Origin of the sequence: Gilliamella sp. Imp1-1, assembly GCF_001690415.1 — a bacterium.
Taxonomy (GTDB): Bacteria; Pseudomonadota; Gammaproteobacteria; order Enterobacterales; family Orbaceae; genus Gilliamella; species Gilliamella bombi.
In genome coordinates, this window is the sequence record NZ_LZHK01000058.1 from 1 (window position 1) to 1,385 (window position 1,385).

1 tRNA gene and 1 pseudogene are annotated in these 1,385 nt (G+C 35.2%); one reads left to right on the forward strand and one right to left on the reverse strand.

The features are described 5' to 3' along the window. Nucleotides 1-496 (forward strand): annotated as a pseudogene (locus A9G38_RS12230) (hypothetical protein); the annotation flags it as partial. Between the two features lie 219 nt (nucleotides 497-715). Here the strand turns inward: A9G38_RS12230 and A9G38_RS05655 are convergent. Then, a tRNA-Arg gene (locus tag A9G38_RS05655) sits at nucleotides 716-792 on the reverse strand. Nucleotides 793-1,385: the final 593 nt, after the last annotated feature.

Below are 1,385 nucleotides of genomic sequence, written 5' to 3' on the forward strand. Positions count from 1 at the left end.
GAATAACGAGCTCAAACACATTTTTAACAAACAAAAAGAGCAAGACATCATCGACCAAACGCAGTTAGTGAGTGAAATTGGTGGTGAAACGTTAACGATGCTTAATCATATAGACCGGATAAGAGCCGAATCCAAGGCAAAAGAAGCGGTTGAAAAGGAAAAAGAGAAAAGTAAAAACAAGGGACTAACAGAAGAAGAGCAACAAAAAATCTACGAAGACGCCTACAAAAAGGCGATGAACGAAGGCATGTCAGCGATGGGCAGTGACACCCGTCAAGGCATTGACATGGCGGTTAGTATCATCAACGGCTTAATCAGTGGCGACATGACAGGGGCAGCCGCAGGGGCACTTGCACCAAAAATTGCGACTATTATCAAACAACAGACCGAAGGAAACACCGTTGCCAACACCGTCAGCCATGCCATACTCGGTGCGGTGGTAGCCGAGCTGCAAGGCAACTCAGCAAAAGTGGAATGGAGCAAAAAGGTTGGTTAAGCAATTGGAAAATTTATTTTGTTCATCGGAAAAGTATTTTATTAAAATGAATGCTGATGAGTAATAAGGTGTCTGTCAGATTAAGTTTGAACTACCGCAAATTAATAGCTTACAAAGTCCTGTTACAATATAGCTTAAATCATAAGATATTTCTTTAGAATCAACACATACACCAGAATGTATCATACCAAACTTAATTAGTTTGAATCTTGCTTGTAATGGCGTCCCCTACAGGATTCGAACCTGTGACCTACGGCTTAGAAGGCCGTTGCTCTATCCAGCTGAGCTAAGGAGACTTAGATAGGTTTTTTATTTAGATGTTGTGTATTATATAAAGCTATTTCGATACGTCAATGATTTTTAATGGCCTATTATATCGGATTGATAAAATATCATCAATTTGGTTTTTTATTAGAGTCGTTGATGTTTTGTATTAATCATAAAATTTCTTTACATTTTTAACTATTAGCAAATTATATAATAGGCCTATGTAATTAAATGTCGAATATTGTTGTTAATAATATTCAGTTTTTATACATTCTAGTAATTAATTTTGGTATAGTAATATCTAGCTATGATTTAGTTAAATGATGACTTATAATGCTTTTTTAGCAATCTTTTCCAGTAGACAGTTATTATGACTCCCAAATTGTCCTTTAAGGTATCTTTTATCAACTGAAAGATGAAAATAGAGCCTAAAAGATTATTAGAGAAATAATTTTTTAACTTTTTGTTTTATTTTTATAAAATACAATAGACGTCTTGGATTCAAACATGAAGTGCAATTTTAAACACGGTGGAGTGAAGAAAGTAGAAAGGTGATTTATACTAGCACCTTCGCACCACCACAGTTTGGAGATTGCTATGTATTATAATCACCTTTCTAGGA